17 protein-coding genes and 1 other annotated feature are annotated in these 17,078 nt (G+C 32.6%); of the genes, 14 read left to right on the top strand and 3 right to left on the bottom strand.

The features are described 5' to 3' along the window. The first annotated feature begins 98 nt into the window (after positions 1–98). The 7 genes from murG to M2475_RS04810 all read left to right on the top strand — a co-directional run bounded on the left by murG (position 99) and on the right by M2475_RS04810 (position 5,906). Positions 99–1,163: an undecaprenyldiphospho-muramoylpentapeptide beta-N-acetylglucosaminyltransferase gene (murG, locus tag M2475_RS04840; protein ID WP_277489976.1), complete on the top strand. Its 1,065-nt coding sequence runs from the start codon at positions 99–101 to the stop codon at positions 1,161–1,163. 7 nt (positions 1,164–1,170) lie between these two features. Continuing rightward, positions 1,171–2,094 (top strand): UDP-N-acetylmuramate dehydrogenase, encoded by a 924-nt coding sequence (gene murB / locus M2475_RS04835; RefSeq protein ID WP_277489975.1) that lies wholly within the window; start codon positions 1,171–1,173, stop codon positions 2,092–2,094. Continuing rightward, a complete protein-coding gene (locus M2475_RS04830; RefSeq protein ID WP_277489973.1) occupies positions 2,061–2,894 on the top strand; it encodes an FtsQ-type POTRA domain-containing protein in 834 nt (277 codons plus the stop codon). Before murB ends, M2475_RS04830 begins: the two co-directional genes overlap by 34 nt. 52 nt (positions 2,895–2,946) lie before the next feature. Beyond that, entirely contained in the window at positions 2,947–3,306 is a 360-nt protein-coding gene (locus M2475_RS04825; protein ID WP_277489972.1) for an Asp23/Gls24 family envelope stress response protein, read from the top strand. 10 nt (positions 3,307–3,316) lie between these two features. Continuing rightward, on the top strand, positions 3,317–4,939 hold the full coding sequence (locus M2475_RS04820; protein WP_277489971.1) for a DAK2 domain-containing protein: 1,623 nt from the start codon (positions 3,317–3,319) through the stop codon (positions 4,937–4,939). Positions 4,940–5,142: 203 nt separating this feature from the next. Beyond that, on the top strand, positions 5,143–5,277 hold the full coding sequence (locus tag M2475_RS04815; RefSeq protein ID WP_277489970.1) for a rubredoxin: 135 nt from the start codon (positions 5,143–5,145) through the stop codon (positions 5,275–5,277). Next, positions 5,277–5,906 carry an ECF transporter S component gene (locus tag M2475_RS04810; RefSeq protein WP_277489968.1) on the top strand — a complete coding sequence of 210 codons (630 nt, stop codon included), beginning with the start codon at positions 5,277–5,279 and terminating at the stop codon, positions 5,904–5,906. The genes M2475_RS04815 and M2475_RS04810 overlap by 1 nt, the downstream gene beginning before the upstream one ends. Here the strand turns inward: M2475_RS04810 and M2475_RS04805 are convergent. From M2475_RS04805 to M2475_RS04795, 3 genes are read right to left on the bottom strand one after another with little or no spacing between them, the layout of a single operon-like run. Then, positions 5,837–6,853, bottom strand: a complete 1,017-nt coding sequence (locus M2475_RS04805; RefSeq protein WP_277489967.1) for an aspartate-semialdehyde dehydrogenase — start codon at positions 6,851–6,853, stop codon at positions 5,837–5,839. The genes M2475_RS04810 and M2475_RS04805 overlap by 70 nt on opposite strands. Further along, a complete protein-coding gene (locus tag M2475_RS04800; RefSeq protein ID WP_277489966.1) occupies positions 6,853–8,175 on the bottom strand; it encodes an aspartate kinase in 1,323 nt (440 codons plus the stop codon). The genes M2475_RS04805 and M2475_RS04800 overlap by 1 nt, the downstream gene beginning before the upstream one ends. Positions 8,176–8,179: 4 nt before the next feature. After that, complete coding sequence (locus tag M2475_RS04795; RefSeq protein WP_277489964.1) at positions 8,180–9,343, bottom strand: homoserine dehydrogenase; 1,164 nt, start codon at positions 9,341–9,343, stop codon at positions 8,180–8,182. A gap of 95 nt (positions 9,344–9,438) precedes the next feature. Here M2475_RS04795 and thrC point away from each other — a divergent pair, with 95 nt between their 5' ends. From thrC to ileS, 7 genes are all read left to right on the top strand, one after another. Beyond that, the gene (gene thrC, locus M2475_RS04790) at positions 9,439–10,920 is read left to right on the top strand and encodes a threonine synthase (protein ID WP_277489963.1); all 1,482 of its coding nucleotides are present in this window, start codon (positions 9,439–9,441) and stop codon (positions 10,918–10,920) included. A gap of 1 nt (position 10,921) precedes the next feature. Continuing rightward, positions 10,922–11,794, top strand: a complete 873-nt coding sequence (gene thrB, locus M2475_RS04785) for a homoserine kinase (RefSeq protein WP_277489961.1) — start codon at positions 10,922–10,924, stop codon at positions 11,792–11,794. Continuing rightward, complete coding sequence (locus M2475_RS04780) at positions 11,788–12,228, top strand: ACT domain-containing protein (protein WP_277489959.1); 441 nt, start codon at positions 11,788–11,790, stop codon at positions 12,226–12,228. Before thrB ends, M2475_RS04780 begins: the two co-directional genes overlap by 7 nt. A 167-nt stretch (positions 12,229–12,395) precedes the next feature. Further along, positions 12,396–12,797 carry a cell division protein SepF gene (gene sepF, locus M2475_RS04775; protein WP_277489958.1) on the top strand — a complete coding sequence of 134 codons (402 nt, stop codon included), beginning with the start codon at positions 12,396–12,398 and terminating at the stop codon, positions 12,795–12,797. Continuing rightward, complete coding sequence (locus M2475_RS04770) at positions 12,797–13,549, top strand: YlmH/Sll1252 family protein (protein WP_277489957.1); 753 nt, start codon at positions 12,797–12,799, stop codon at positions 13,547–13,549. The genes sepF and M2475_RS04770 overlap by 1 nt, the downstream gene beginning before the upstream one ends. A gap of 10 nt (positions 13,550–13,559) precedes the next feature. Continuing rightward, positions 13,560–14,021, top strand: coding sequence for a DivIVA domain-containing protein (locus tag M2475_RS04765; RefSeq protein WP_277489956.1), 462 nt, complete (start codon positions 13,560–13,562; stop codon positions 14,019–14,021). Further along, positions 14,005–14,221, top strand: a binding site (T-box leader). Its footprint overlaps the gene before it by 17 nt. A 38-nt stretch (positions 14,222–14,259) precedes the next feature. Further along, positions 14,260–17,001, top strand: a complete 2,742-nt coding sequence (gene ileS / locus M2475_RS04760; protein ID WP_277489955.1) for an isoleucine--tRNA ligase — start codon at positions 14,260–14,262, stop codon at positions 16,999–17,001. The last annotated feature ends 77 nt before the right edge of the window (positions 17,002–17,078 follow it).

Genomic DNA, 17,078 nt, shown 5'->3' with positions numbered 1-17,078 from the left:
ATGTAATGGAACTTAAATTGTTGTGCATGATAAATAAGTGTGATTGCTACTTATTTTTTATAGTAAATAATGGTATAATATTTTGCAGGAGTGATGTTTTGAAATTATTATTTGTAACGGGCGGTACAGGTGGACATATTTATCCAGCTTTAGCACTAGCCGACTATATAAAAGAAGAGAAACAAGCTGAGATTGCATTTGTAGGTAATGATGATCGAATGGAAAAGGATATTATTCCAGAACATGGTTATCCTTTTTATGCATTACATACAAGTGGTTTTAGTGGCAATGTTTTTAAGAAAATAAAAGCAGGCTGTCAATCACTCATTGCGCTACGAAAAGCGAAAAAAATCATTAAAGATTTTAATCCAGATGTAGTTATTGGCTTTGGTGGTTATGTAAGTGTACCTGTAATTCTTGCGGCACAACGGTTGGGTAAAAAAATTGTTTTGCATGAACAGAATTCTGTAGTGGGTGCAGCTAATAAAATGTTGGCGAAGCATGCAAATGCTATTGTAGTGTGCTATGAGCGTTGTATGAGTGAACTAAAAGAATATCAACATGTATACTTGTTAGGAAACCCTAGAGCAAGTATTGCAGCAAAAAGAAAAAGTGATGAAGCATATTTTTCATCATTGGATTTACCTAAAGATAAGCCTTTGGTATTGATTGTGATGGGTTCTTTAGGTAGTAGTAGTATTACGGATATTATGAAAGATGTTTTACAAAACATTCCTGAAGTGAATTTTTTGTATGTAAGTGGAAAACAAAACTATACACTGGCCAAAGAAGAACTTGCATACAAAAATGTAAAGGTTGTAGATTATATCGATCAGTTGGCTATTGTAGATAAATTTGACCTTGTCATTTGTCGTGCAGGGGCCACTACAGCGGCAGAGATTACTGCAAGTGGAGTATGTAGTATTTTGATTCCAAGCCCTTATGTGGCACATAATCATCAATATTTTAATGCAAAAGCATTGGTAGATAAAAAAAGTGCATTGATGATTGAAGAAAAAGATTTAAATACGCAAACGCTTTGTGATAAAATAAATATGGTTTTAAATAATCCAAGTATAAAAGAAGAGATTAAAAAACATGCAAAAGAAAATAGTTTTCCTAATGCATGTTATGATATTACAAATATTATAGAAAGAGTATAGGGGTATTATGAAGATAGTTGAAATTTTAGAGAAGCATGGTGATTTAGAATTAGATGCACCATTAAGTAAACATACTACATATCGTATTGGAGGTCGTGCAAAGTATCTTGTTTATCCAAAAAACGAGTTATCATTGATTCGTATCATTGAAACTTGTAAGGATGAAGGACTTCCATTTAAAGTTTTTGGGAAAGGTAGCAATATTCTTTGTTCAGATGCTTATTTTCATGGTGTAGTCATATGTTTGGATCGTTATTTTAATGAGTTTAACTTTGAAGAAGACGGTACATGTGTTGCACAAGCAGGTGTATCCCTTATTTTGTTGGCAAATAATGCAATGAAAGAATCCTTTAGTGGTTTAGAATTTGCGAGTGGAATTCCAGCGACGATAGGTGGAGCCGTAGCAATGAATGCAGGTGCCTATAAAAGTGATATGTCTAGTATTATTAACAGGGTGTATGTTTTGAAAGACAGTGAATGTGTTTGGCTTAGTAAGGAGCAATTGGATTTTTCTTATCGTCATTCTATTTTTCACAATCATCCAGATTGGATTATTTTAGGAATAGAGTTGAAATTGGTACAAGGGGATCAAAAAGAAATACGTGATTTGATTGATGCGAGAAGACAAAGAAGACAAGATTCACAACCACTAGAAAAGCCAAATGCAGGGAGTGTTTTTAGAAATCCTAAAGATGTACAAGCATGGCAATTGATAGAAGGCTGTGGATTGCGAGGGAAACAAATTGGAGGAGCTAAGATTAGTGAAAAACATGCTAATTTTATTGTAAATGAAGGAAATGCTACTGCTGAAGATATTGATCAACTTGTTTTACTAGTTCAAAACACAGTGTTTGAAAAGTATGGTGTTCATCTAAAAATGGAAGTGGAGAAATTTAATTGGGAAGACTCAAAAACCAAAATCGCAAATTAGATCAAGAAGATTTGCAACAATTTGATGAGGATACATTTGATTTTGAAAAGGTTTTAGAAAAAGATGAACAAGAAACAAGGTATGATCGAGTAATTAAGCATAGAAAGAAATTAAAGCTACGTAAAAAAAGAGTGAAAGTGCTAGTTGTTTTAACTGTGATTCTTTTAATTGGTGGATATATGCTTACTTCAATGTCAAATATAAAGATATTAAAAGTAAAAAATAATGTTATTTATTCACAACAACAGATTTTAAATAAAGCAGGATTAAATTATAGCGGGAAGATGGTTTTTCACCCTGTATTCTTTATCGAACGTGCACTTGAAAAAGATGAATTAATCAAAGATGTTTCAGTGAGTAAAGACTATTTTAGTGGGGCTATCTATATTGATATAACAGAAGAAAAGGTAATTGGTTATTACAATAGTGATGGAAAACAATATGTTTTGTTAGGAAATGGAAAAAGTGTAGAAATGAAAAAAGATCAACTTGCTCTTATTAGCAGTCCGTATCTTCGTGATTTGAATAAGGATCAAAGGAAGTTGTTAGGGGAAGAGTTAAGTAAAATAGATAATGAATTTATTGCTTTGATTTCTGAAATTCGTCATTATAAAACGAGTTATGATGATAATATGTTAGAATTATTGATGCAGGATGGACATATTGTACGTACCAATTATGATAGTTTACATTTGTTAGAGAGTTATCGAGAGTTTTTGAAAGCAAAAAATAGTGATTTGCGTTGTATTGTTTTTGATGAGACAACAAATTCAAGTTATACGGAAAAATGTGAAGAATAGTAGAGCAAATATATAGATTATGGTATAATCTTTTGATAAGGAGTGATTTTGAATGTCAATTACAAAAAATACGAAGTATGGTGATATTAATATCTCTAAGGAAGCAATAACAACATTAGCTGGTGGAATTGTTAGCGAAAGCTATGGAGTTGTTGGAATGGCTTCACAAAAGTTTTTGAAAGATGGTTGGGCAGAATTGTTGCGCAAGGAAAATTTTTCAAAAGGTGTTGTTGTTAAAGAAAAAGATGGTGCTTTGGAATTAGATTTATACATCATTGTATCACATGGAGTAAAGATTTCTGAGGTTGTTCTTGAAGTTCAGAAAAAAGTAAAGTATATGATGGAAAAAACATTAGATGTTGATTTTGAAACAGTTAATGTTTTTGTTCAAGGCATAAAGGTAATTAAATAGGGTGATGGTGATGGAAAATTTAAATGGTTTAATATTTAAAGAAATGATTGAGAGTGGATCTAACAATCTAGCCAATCATTATCAAGAAGTTGATACTTTGAATGTTTTTCCAGTTCCTGATGGGGATACTGGTACAAACATGTCATTGACATTTAGTTCAGGAGTAAATGATGCATTGAAAGTAGATAGTGAAAACATTAATGATGTTGCAAAAGCTCTTTCAAAAGGGTTGTTGATGGGCGCAAGAGGAAACTCGGGTGTTATCACTTCACAAATCTTTCGTGGTCTTTATCAAGCAGTGGAAAACGAAACAGAAGTAAATGGTTTAAAATTAGCAAATGCTTTTGTCAATGGCTCAAGAGTTGCTTACAAGGCGGTTATGCGTCCTGTTGAAGGGACTATCCTTACAGTTATTCGTGAAGCTAGTGATTATACACTTGTGTATGCAAGTGAAAATATTAATATTACTTGTGTAGAAGTAATGGAAAAATTAGTTGAAGAAGCAAAGAAGTCATTGGAGCGGACACCAGAATTGTTGCCAGTATTAAAAGAAGTTGGTGTTGTTGACAGTGGTGGTGCAGGTCTAGTATATATTCTTGAAGGTTTTTTAGCTTCTTTACGTGGTGAAAAAATTGAAAAAAGTGAAAGTGCGGCAACAACAAATTCAAATGCTGCTCAAGTAGAAAGTGATGAGTTTGGATACTGTACAGAATTTATTATTCGTTTAGATGAAAATAATCTTACTACATTTAAAGAGGATAAACTTCGTAAATCATTGGGTAAACTTGGAGATTCTTTGGTAGTTGTTCAAGATGATGACATTGTAAAGGTTCATGTTCATACATTAAAGCCTGGAGATGTCTTGAATATGGGGCAACGGTATGGAGAGTTTGTAAAATTAAAAATTGAAAACATGCAAGAACAGCATGATCATTTAGTTTTGGATTCTAAGGATGATGGAAATAGTGCAAAACCAAAAGAAAAATATGCACTTATTGCAGTAGCTGCCGGTGAAGGTTTAATGGAAATGTTTAGCGAATTGCGTGTAAATACAATTATTTCTGGTGGCCAAACAATGAATCCTTCTACAGAGGATTTTGTAGAGGCTATTAAGAAGATTAATGCTGAACATATATTTATCATGCCAAATAACTCTAATATCATTCTAGCGGCGCAACAAGCTGCTCAGGTGTTAGATGATTTAGATATTCATGTAATACCTTCTAAGAGTATTCCTCAAGGACTTTGTGCATGTATGATGTTTAATCCAGAAGTTGATGTAGATACGAATGTTATGGAAATGAGTGAAGCAATCACTCATGTTGTAACAGGACAAGTTACTTATGCGATTAAAGATACGACATTTGATGGTATGAAAATTAAAGCACAAGATTACATGGGAATTAAAGAAAAAGAAATTGTTTGTAGTGTAAAAGATAAAATGGATGCTACAAAAAAATTAATTGATTCAATGGTCGATGATGATAGTGAAATTGTAACCTTAATTGCTGGAGAAGATACAAGCAAAGAAGAATTAGAAAAAATCACAAAATATACAGAAGCAAAAGGTGTTGAAGTAGAAGCAACGATGGGAAATCAACCTGTATATTCATTTGTTATCGGTGTAGAATAAGAACATAACAAAAACTCGTTATTCGAAAGAGAAATAATGAGTTTTTATTTTGATATTTTAGAAATATTAAAAAAGTTCTATGAAACTAAATAAATACTTATAATTATTGAGTATATGAGTAGCAATTTGAAAATAGAAAATGTAGAATATGAATAGAGGTAATCTTATGAAATGGGGTTATCAAGGTAAAGGAGGATATAGTGATGGCAGATGGTAAAAAGTATGTTTGTACAGTATGTGGATATGTATATGATGGGCCTGACTTCAACGCAGAACCAGATGATTATGTATGTCCAGTATGTGGTGTAGGAAAAGACATGTTTGAAGTTGAGGAATAATGAATTCTCGACAAATACACAATATAACACATGCAGGATTAGGATTAGCACTTATTTTATTGGCACAGTCTTTAAATAAACTAATACCTGCAATTCCTATTTTCGCAGGTGTACAAGTTTCACAATTGATAACAGGAACTTTAGTGAATACATTATTGTTGTTAGTAAGTATCGATGCAGGATATCGTAGTGGCGTTGCAGTTGCAATTTTATCCGCAGTTCTAGCAACAATCTTAGGAATTGGTCCAGTTTTTCCAATTATTACACCATTTATCGCAATTGGTAATGTACTTTATGTAGGAGTGTTTCAATATATTTTCAAACGGAAGTACAATGTTATGATTTCATCTTTACCAGCAGCTTTTATAAAAGCTGGGTTCTTATGGATTATGATTCCAATTGTTTTATATTATATTCCAGATATTAATGAAGTGCAGGCTTTGGCACTGGGGACAATGTTCTCATGGCCTCAACTTATTACTGCAATCAGTGGTGGAATTATTGCATCAATTGTTAATATGCGCATACCAAAAGGATCGCATGAAAAAACGCATGATTATCATGCGTTTTGTTTTATATATTCTATGGCAATTTGTACGGCGTTGGTTGCAGCACCTTTGCGTACTTGATCACCACAACACCAAAGCGATAATGATTTGTTATCCTTTTGGGTTAAATCTTTACGAACTCTTCCAACAAACACCAAATCTTGATCACTAGTATCCAAAGGCATTGGATATTTTTGATTTTGGGGATTATCCATAAGTTTTACACCTTCTGTATCGCTTAAGATTTCTTTTGCCTTCTCTACGCTTATTTCATCTTCAAAAAATAATGTTAGTGATTCTGAATGGGAACGAAGTACAGGAACTCTTACACAAGTACAAGTAACATTCAAATCTGGATGATGAAGAATTTTTCTTCCCTCATTTTGCATTTTCATTTCCTCACTAGAATACCCATTTTCATCAAATCCACCAATTTGAGGAATTAAGTTAAAGGCTATTTGGTAAGGAAATACCTTTGGAGAAATTTCCTCATCATTTAGTACTTGTTGTGTTTGTTGGGTTAATTCCTCTAACCCTGGAACACCAGCACCTGAAACAGCTTGATAAGTAGAGGCGATAATAGATTTTAGTTTTGCATATTCATGTAGTTTATAGATTGCTACAAGAGCAATGATTGTAGAACAATTTGGATTGGCAATAATTCCACTATGTTTTTTTATATCCTGAGGGTTTACTTCAGGAACAACTAAAGGTACATTATCATCCAAACGATAAGCACTAGAATTATCGATAACAACAGCACCAGCCTTTACTGCATAAGGCAATAGTTTTTCAGCGATATCGTTTTCTACAGCTCCTAAAACAATATCTACATTTTCAAAAGAAGTTGGCAGAGCTTCTTCGACTGTAATTTCTTTTCCATCAAAAGACATTTTTTTGCCAACACTACGCTTAGAAGCTAATAATTTTAAGGTGTTGATAGGGAACTTTCGCTCAACTAAGATATTCATCATTTCTTGTCCAACAGCACCAGTAGCACCTAAAATAGCAACATTATATGTTTTCATTATGATTCTCCTTCGAATTCTTCATAGATTGCTTTAATCGTACGAGCATAGTCATCATTGTGAACACCTATGATGATATTCATTTCATCACTCGTTTGTGATATAACAGAGATATTAATGCCATGTTTTCCTAATGTAGTAAACAATCGGCCACTCATTCCTGTTTTGCTTTTCATAAATCTTGATACTGTAGCAATCAAGGAAATGTTATCCATAACATTGATATCATTTGGTTTACATTTTTCTTTGATTTGTAGTAATACATCATATAAGACAGGCTTTATGGTTTCAGACTCAACAACAATTGAAAAAGAATCAATTCCTGTTGGTAAATGTTCAATACTAATATTAAATTTATCCAATACATCCAAGGCACGTTTTACAGTACCAACCTCATTAGACATATGTGATTTTTTTACTGTGATAACAGAAAAATCTTTTTTTCCTGCAATTCCAGTGATTTCACTTTTGGTATCTATTTCATCTTCTACTTTGTTGACGATGACAGTACCATGACTTGTAGGATCATTTGTATTTAAAATGTGAATAGGAATATTTTTGTGTTTTACAGGGAAGATAGCTTCTTCATGTAAAACGCTTGCTCCCATATAAGATAATTCACGAAGTTCACTATATGTGATTGTATCAATTTGTCTAGGTTTTTTAACGATTCTAGGATCGGCTTTTAAAATTCCTGATACATCTGTCCAATTTTCGTATACATCTGCATCAACAACATTTGCCATAATACTACCAGATACATCACCTCCACCACGACTCATAATACGAAGTGTACCATCTGGAAGGGAACCATAAAATCCAGGAATTACTAAACGTGGATATTCTTTCACAATTTCATCAAAGGCATTCTTAATCTTTGCATAATCAATGGTTCCATCGTAGTTGAAGAAAATAAGATCTTTTGCATCTACAAATTCATAACCTAAATATTCACTCAAGAGTAAAGCTGTTAAATACTCTCCACGACTCACTAAATAATCTAAATCAATATTTTTATCTAATTGAGAACGTAGCAAGTCTAGATCTTTTTGAATGTCATATTGAAGCCCTAATTCATCTTTAATTGATAAAAAACGTTCCTCAATCATATTGTAAATATTGTCACAAGAAATATTGTATTTAATATGTGCATGGCATAAATATAATAAATCAGTGATTTTATTATCATCTTTATTTTGTTTTCCGCTAGCACTAGTAACAACAAACTGTCTTGCGTCATCAGATAAAACAATATCTTTTACTTTTTTGAATTGCTCTGCATTAGATACACTACTACCACCAAATTTTACTATTTTCAACATTTTTCTACCCCTCAAATTTTGCTACTTTTGCGACAAATAATGAAGTATCTTCACAATTGTCAATAAGTTTTACCAATTCATTTGCGTTCATAGGAATTGTATGAACGTAATTCATTGCTTGGTATTCATCTTGTTTTGCTACATATTTTTTATCGATGTCATCTTTTGTACGGATGATATAGGTATTAAGTTGTGTTGGATTATAGACATAAGAGTTAGAAAAATTCAATTCATAATCTGTATAAGCATCTTGAATATCTAAAATATCTTGAACAACTGCATTGGCAGTAGGCAATTTACCAGCACCTTGACCATAAAATTTCAAAGGACCAATACTTTCTCCGTATAAAGTAGCGATATTAAAATTAGAGCCAATATTTGCTTCTACTGCATCAGAGCAGAAAACATTAGGCATAACATATGCTTCGTAAGAAGCGTCATCGGCAGTAGCTTCACCAATATATTTAATATTAAGATTTTTTGATTTAAAATAATCAATATCATTTTTCACAATATTTCGAATTCCATAACATGGAAAATCTTTCATATCAATTTTTGTGTTAAAAGCGATAGCACTAGAAATAACGGTTTTATTTTGCACATCATATCCATCGATATCAGCACTAGGATCAGCTTCAGCATAACCCAATTCTTGAGCTTTTTTTAAAACTTCATCAAAGTCTTTTCCTTGATGATACATAGCATCTAATATATAATTTCCAGTACCATTGAAAATACCATAAAATTGAGAAATTTTATCTACTCTTTTCGCTTTGTTTAAACTTGCTATCCAAGGGATTCCTCCTCCTGTGCTAGCTTCAAACAAAAAGCGAACACCATGTTCATTAGCTAATGTGATAAATTCTTCTAAATAAGCTGCAACGACAGCTTTGTTCGCAGTGACAACATGCTTTTTGTTTTTTAATGCACTTGTGATGAACTCATATGCAGGATGAAGACCACCCATTGTCTCTACCACACAGCAAATAGAGTCATCTAAGACAATATCGTTAATATCACTTGTAATGATATCCAGCTTTCCTTTGTTTTGAGGTAAATCTAAAATTTTTGTAACTTCGATATCTTGTAGTGCTTTAGAAGCATAATTTTTTATAATTTCGTAGACACCGCTACCAATTGTTCCATACCCTAAAATTGCAATTTTCATTTTCTCCTCCATTTTATGTCTTTCGTAAAAAAACACTTGTTTTCTAATGAGAAACATTGTATCATAGGTAGGGTAAGAAAGCAAGGAGATATTTTATGAGTAAATTATATGAAAGTACACGTAATAAAATGGAAACGATTACACCGTCTAAAGCAATTCTTCAAGGATTAAGTACAGATGGTGGATTGTTTGTTTTAAGGGATTTAAAAGAGCAAAAAATTGATGTGAATTCTCTTGTTGAAAAAGACTACTATGGGATAGCACAAGAGATATTAAAATTGTTTGTTGATGACTTTAGTGATGAAGAGATAAAGAACTGCGTGTATCATGCATATCAAGATAAGTTTACAAATGAAGAGATTACACCACTTGTAGAGTTAAGTGATGCATATGTATTAGAATTATTTAATGGGCCAACTAGTGCGTTTAAAGATGTTGGGTTATCGATGCTACCACAATTGACAAGTACAGCGTTGAAAAAGACAAATGCAGATTATGATATTTTGATTTTAACAGCAACAAGTGGGGATACAGGAAAAGCTGCATTGGAAGGCTTTAAAGATGTACCAAAAACCAAAATTATGGTTTTCTATCCTAATGAAGGAGTTTCAAAAGTACAAGAAATGCAAATGAAAACACAAGAAGGAAAAAACCTAAAAGTTTGTGCCATCAACGGTAATTTTGATGATGCTCAAAGTGGAATAAAGAAACTATTTGTTGATGAGGATTTTAAAGCAGAGCTGGCAAAAGATCATGTTCGCTTATCAAGCGCCAACTCAATTAATATAGGGAGATTAGTTCCACAAATAGTGTATTACTTCTATGCATATGTAAAACTAGTTGAAAAAGGGGCAATCAAAGTGGGAGAAGAGATAAACTTTGTTGTGCCAACGGGAAATTTTGGTAATATCTTAGCTGGATATTATGCCAAACAAATAGGATTACCAATTCATAAATTAGTATGTGCATCAAATGATAATAATGTTCTATACGATTTTATCAATACAGGAACATATGATCGCAAACGAAGTTTCTTAAAAACAATATCACCAAGTATGGACATTCTAATTTCTTCAAATTTGGAAAGATTATTATATTATGCTAGTGATTGTGATAACGAATACATAAGTGAATTAATGAATGATCTTAATACAAATGGATCTTATAAAGTAAAAGCAGATGTCTTACAAAAAATTCAAGCAGATTTTAGTTGTGGATTCGCAAGTAATCAACAAACAGCAGAAACGATTAAAAAAGTATATGAAAAAGACAAGTATTTACTTGATCCTCATACAGCAGTTGCTTATAAAGTCTTACTTGATGAAATAGATGTAGAGCATAAAAATGTAGTATTATCTACAGCATCACCATATAAGTTTACAGATAGCGTGTATGGAGCATTGCATGGAGAAAATGGGGAAGATGAATTTGTATTAATGGAAAAATTGTATGAAGAAACAAATGTTGCCATCCCAACAAATTTAAAAGATTTAGATAAGAAACCAATTTTACATAAAGATTTGATTAAGAAAGAAAACATGAAAGAATATATAAAAGAAAAAGTAAAGGAGATTTAAGATGGTAAAAATTCGCGTACCTGCAACCAGTGCGAATGTTGGTGTTGGCTTTGATTGCTTAGGAATCGCTCTTAATCTATATACATATTTTACTTTTGAAGAAACATCAGAGTTTAAAATAACAGGAACAGATCTTAAATTTCAAAACAAGAGGAATCTTGTATATACGTCTTTTATGAAGACATTAGAAATTTTAGGAAAGACGGTTCAGGAAATTGCGATTCACATGGATAGCAATGTACCAGTATCTAGAGGACTAGGAAGCAGTGCTACTTGTGTTGTAGGGGGAGTATTAGGAGCTTATGCACTTACCAATACACCAATTGATAAAAAGAAGATTTTAGATATTTGCACAGCGATCGAGGGACATCCAGACAATGTGGCACCAGCAATTTATGGAGGATTAATTGCCTCTTATCAAAGTGAAGATGAAGTATATAGTGTATCTTACAATATTGATGAGCGCTTCTTATTTCTAGCAATGATTCCTGATTTTGAAACCAGAACAAAAGATGCAAGAAAAGTTCTTCCTGATGTTTTACCATATGCTACAGCTGTTCGTAATAGTGCCAAATTAAGTGTCGTTTTAAAGGGGTTTGAAACGTATGATATTAATATATTAAAGAATGCTATGAAGGATGAAATTCACGAGCCATATCGTAAAACATTGATTCATGAATATCATCAAGTTAAAGAACTTTGTGAAACGATAGAAAGTGTGTGTTTCTATATTTCAGGTAGTGGTTCAACACTTATGAATGTAATCGAACATGAAGCGCTTGTTCCAGCATTTGAAAAAGAGTTGTCAAAGTTAACGCATAAATGGCAATGCGTCTTACTAAAAACAGATAAAGAAGGTGCTTGCATATGCTAGAAAACTTTTTGATTGTAAACAAAGAAGTGCTGCCAGATGTTTTTCATAAGGTTGTAGAAGTTAAGCAAATGATGGATGCAGGTGAATATACTCAAGTAAGTGAAGCAGTGAAAAAAGTGGGTATTTCAAGAAGTGCATATTATAAATACAAAGATCATGTTTTTGTACCAAGCTCTACAACAGTACTTGAAAGAAAGGCGTTGATTTCATTTGTACTCTCAGATGAAAAAGGAATTCTATCGGAAGTGTTAAATATGATTTCTCATTTTGGATGTAATGTTTTAACCATTAACCAAAACATTCCTATTCAAAAGAAAGCAAGTGTAATTATGAGTATTGATGTGAAAGAGATGAAAGGCGAAATTCACGAATTGCTTAGATTGCTAAACACAATCAAAGGTGTTTCTAAAGTTACGTTAATGTCAATTGAATAAAATGGCTTAGGCCATCTTTTTGTATCATCAAGTAAAGTATCAAAGAAGCAGAAGAAAGAAAGGTGTTTAGATATGCATGAATTTTCGTATATCCAATGATAATCGTAGTTGTTTGCATTTCTTTGATATGATATAATCAAAGAAAGTAGTATGGAGGTATATTTACTATGGGTTTTGGACAAAAAATTAAAGAATTTATTTCACCAATGGATGAAGAAGAAGTAATTGAGTACGATGAGCAAGAAGTAGAGTCGATATCAGAATATGAGAAACCAAAATCAAAGGCGGTTTCTAGACTTGGTAATGATACAAAAATGGTATTGTTTGAACCAAGAGCTTATGATGAAGTGAACGAGGTAGCAAAGCGTTTAAAAGAAAATCGTGCGGTTGTGGTAAATTTACATAAATTGACTAGAGAGTATGCACAAAGAACAATTGATTTTTTATCAGGTGTTATTTATGCGTTAGATGGAACCATTGAAAAAATTGGTACAAATGTAATTTTATGTACACCAAGAACAATGGGTGTTCATGGGAAAATAAGTTCTGAACAAAGCGATGATGAGTAGTGAGTAACAAAGCTTTTGTACATTTCAAAGGGAATGAAGATTTTATTTCGAGAATTGATGACTACGTTGATCAAGTAGAAGATTATCGAAAAGTTTTCACTCCCTTTTTAACTCCATTAGAACAATCAATTTTAACCTCTTACGTTGGAAAAAAAGTGGTTGTTGCATTTGATGGAGGCTATGAGAATAGTGAAAATAAGCGTTGCTTATTGAGTCAAGAACCAATGGTGATACCTTTTCCAATCGTTTGCTTAAAGGCCGATTATCAAATAAAGTTTCATACAATTGACCACCGTGATGTGTTGGGGTCAATTATGAACTTAGGAATTAATCGAAATCAATTTGGTGATATCGTTGTGGAAAAAGGACATATTTATATATTTGTAGCTAAAGAAATTGAGGCGTATATCCGTCTTGAGTTAAGACGAATCAAACAGTGTTCGCTTACCTTTGAACCATGTTATGAAGAAATAGTATTTGAACCAGAATTGGAGTATGAATATAAAAATGTTTCTTCATTCCGTTTGGATGTTTTAGTTGCTACAATTACACATTTATCTAGGGAAAAAGCAAAGAAGCTCATACAAGATGGAAAGATAAAAGTTAATCATCTTCCTCTTGAAGATTGTGCTTACATATGCCATAATGATTGTATTCTTTCGATTCGTGGATATGGACGATTTCAAGTACATGATTTGGGAAAACGAACACGTAGTAATCGATTATGTATTGAAATAGGGAAATATAAGTAGAGGTGAGGAAATGCAATTTGATACTATGAATAAGGGTTATAATCGTTTTCAAGTTGATGACGCATTATCCAAAGCCCAAGAAGAAATAGATGAATTAAAGAAAAAGTTGGATGCTTATAAGAAACAAAGTGAAGAAGATCAAAAATGCATTCAAAAGTATAAAGTGAAATATGAGCAGTTATCAAGAGATTTAGAAATCAAAGAACAAGCTGCAAAAGATATGACAAGGATTGCATTGAGTGAAGCAAATAGCATTGTAAACAGTGCAAATAATAATGCAGATATGATTATTAAGGAAGCCTTGTTGAATGCAAGAACGATATTGATTAAAATATCAAAATTGGGAATTGAAGCAAATGAAATTAAAGTGAATTTGAATGAACAGTTGGCTTTATTGTCAGATACAATAGATGGATTTGACATTCCCCCAATTCCTAATGTAGAATTAATAGAAAAGAAATACAAAGATTAAGACATGCTTTATTGTATTGAAGTGAACAGAGAGTTGCGAAAATGGTGAAACGCAAACGCTTCTATAGTAAAGATATCACTTATGAGTAGCTTATTTGAAAAGAAGTAGGATAAGACGGGTCGCTACGTTACAGTGAATGAAGCGCATTTCATATATATGAAATGAACTAAGGTGGTACCGCGGTCTAAACCGTCCTTATGATTAAGGATGGTTTTTTTATATATAAGGAGGAGCAGAAATGGAATATAAAGATACGTTATTAATGCCAAAAACAGATTTTGAAATGAGAGGAAAGTTACCAACGAAAGAACCAGGTTTTCAAAAACGCTGGGAAGATGAGAATCTATATGAAAAAATGTTGGAAAAACGTAAAGGGTGCGAGAAGTTCGTTTTACATGATGGTCCTCCATACGCGAATGGAGATATTCATTTAGGGCATGCAATGAATAAAATTTTAAAGGATACAATTGTTCGTTCACGATTTATGGAAGGTTTTGAAACGCCATACATTCCAGGTTGGGATACGCATGGTTTGCCAATTGAAACAGCAATTCAAAAGCTTGGGTACAATCGTAAAGAAATGAAAATTGAAGACTTTAGAAAACTTTGTTATGAATATGCTTTGGAACAAGTTAAGTTACAAGAAAAAGGTTTTAAAGCATTAGGTACAGTTGGAGATTATGAGCATAAGTATCTTACACTAACGAAGGAATTTGAAGAGCAACAAATTAAAATATTTGGAAAGATGGCAAGTGATGGCTTGATTTATCAAGGGTTAAAGCCAGTATATTGGTCACCTTCAAGTGAAACAGCTTTAGCAGAAGCTGAGATTGAATATAAAGATATTAAAAGTCCTACTATCTTCGTGAAATTCCAAGTAAAAGATGGAAAAGATATTTTAGATACAGATGATTATTTTGTTATTTGGACAACTACGCCATGGACAATCCCTGCAAATTTAGCGATTTGTTTAAATCCAAGATTAGAATATGCTTTGGTGGAAAGTGAAAAAGGGAAATTAGTTGTATTGAAGGAATTAGTAGATTCTTTATGGGAAAAATTTGATTTAAGAGAAAAGAAAATCCTTAAAACATTCCGTGGAGAACATTTGGAAGGTATTACAACAAAACATCCATTTTATGATCGTGAATCGCTTGTTATTCTCGGCTCACATGTAACAGCAGATGCTGGGACAGGGTGTGTTCATACTGCACCAGGACATGGGGAAGATGATTTCAATGTTGGGATGAAGTATGGGCTACCAGCATTTTGTCCAGTTGATGAGCAAGGAAAGATGACAGAAGAAGCTGGAGATTTTCTAGTTGGACAATATGTTGATGATGCAAATAAAACGGTTACTATGAAATTAGAAGAGCTAGATGCTTTGTTGAAACTTGAATTTATTACGCATTCATACCCACATGATTGGCGTACTAAAAAACCAATTATTTATCGTGCTACAACACAATGGTTTGCATCAATTGATAAAATTAGAAATCAATTATTGCAAGAAATTGAAAATGTATTCTGGACTCCTGCCTGGGGAGAGACACGTCTTCATAATATGATTCGTGATCGTGGAGATTGGTGTATTTCAAGACAAAGAGCTTGGGGAGTTCCGATTCCAATCATTTATGCAGAAGATGGAACACCGATTATGGAAAAAGCATTGTTTGATCATTTTTCTAAGTTAGTTGGTGAATTTGGAACAAATGTGTGGTTTGAAAGAGATGTAAAAGACTTATTACCTGAAGGATATACACATGAGGGTAGTCCAAATGGTGAATTCACAAAAGAAACAGATACTATGGATGTATGGTTTGATTCAGGATCTTCACATACCGAAGCAATGATTGATCGAGGATTGCCATATCCAGCAGATTTATATTTTGAAGGAAGTGATCAATATCGTGGTTGGTTCAATTCTTCTTTGATTATAGGTACTGCAGTATATGGACATGCACCTTATAAACAAATTTTATCACATGGATTTGTTATGGATGAAAAAGGTGTGAAAATGTCTAAATCACAATGGAATGCAGTTAGTCCATCTAAAATCACTTCACAATATGGTGCTGATATTTTACGTTTGTGGGCAACAAGTGTTGACTACCAACAAGATGTTTCTATGGGAAATTCAATCATGAAACAAATCAGTGAGAATTATCGTAAAGTACGTAATACATTTAAATTTATTTTAGGAAATATCAATTCTGAAGATTTTTCAAAGGATGATATGGTAGAAAATAAAGCGCTAACACTTGTTGATCAACATGTACTTATTGTATTAAATGAATTAAATCATGAAATTAAAAAGGCATATATCAGTTATGATTTTCCTTCTATTACAACAAAGTTAACAAATTTTATGACCAATACGTTAAGTGCTTATTATCTAGATTTCACAAAAGATATTTTATATATTGAAAAACAAGATAGTTTAAGAAGAAGACAAGTACAAACAGTATTATATAAAGTTTGTGATACATTGTTGAAGTTGTGGGCACCAATCCTTGTGCATACAGCAGAGGAGATTAATGATCATTTCCAAGCGTATGATGACAGTATTCATTTACAATCGTTTAATACATCTGAAACATTTGAAAATGCAGAAGAAATAAAAGAAAAGATGAATCGTTTATTTGCAATTCGTAAAGATGTTTTCAAAGCGATTGAAGCTTGTAGAAATGATAAAATTATTGGAAAACCACTTGAAGCACACGTAATATTACATGTGTATGATGACGATAAAGCATTGTTAGAGTCAGTCTTAGGTGATAAACTTCATCAATGGTTAACAGTTTCTAAAGTTACTTTCACAGATGATGTATTAGAAAAATATGAAGTTGCTGAAGTAAAAGTAGAAAAATGTAACGGTGTTGTTTGTCCAAGATGTTGGAATATTACTGATGCACGAACTGAAGATGGCTTGTGTGAAAGATGTCAAGAAGTTTTAAAAGAGAGGGGCTGTGACAGATAGGTGATTTTTATCGCCTTGAAGGTTAACAGCCTTTTTTCTATGCCATTTTGGAGAAATCGTGGAAAACTGCAGCCCTT

The organism is Breznakia sp. PF5-3 (genome assembly GCF_029504745.1).
Classification (GTDB): Bacteria; Bacillota_I; Bacilli_A; order Erysipelotrichales; family Erysipelotrichaceae; genus Breznakia.
This window is presented reverse-complemented; position numbering and strand designations above follow the sequence as displayed.